The 280-nt window shown below is 40.4% G+C and carries 1 protein-coding gene; it reads right to left on the bottom strand.

What is annotated here, in order from left to right:
* On the bottom strand, window positions 1-280 hold a 280-nt coding region (locus tag V5P19_RS23410), incomplete at both ends, for a colicin E3/pyocin S6 family cytotoxin (RefSeq protein ID WP_334407931.1).

The raw sequence follows: 280 nt of genomic DNA, 5'->3' as shown, positions 1-280 counted from the left end.
CTTTATCTCCATACCATCTAGCACGTTTACCGCCACCACCTTGCTTTGGAGTTTTTGGTTTACCCTCTTTTAACTCACCCAGCCCTTTTATATCTTCAGTTTTAGGATCTGGATGATAATCATGACCGTAATCTTTAACTCCCTTGCGAGGCTTGTTTTTTTCCTCGTTTAATTTATTTTCAGCGTTCCTTTTCTTATCTTCTTTCTTCTTCCTGCTTTCCATAGCAGAACTCAATGCAGCATCAGCATCTGACTTCTCTTTTGCAGCAGCATCAAATGC

The sequence above is a fragment of the Enterobacter sp. UNJFSC 003 genome, assembly GCF_036903355.1.
GTDB lineage: Bacteria > Pseudomonadota > Gammaproteobacteria > Enterobacterales > Enterobacteriaceae > Enterobacter.
Note: the sequence above shows the minus strand (reverse complement) of the source record. Positions and strands in the feature narration are given on the sequence as shown.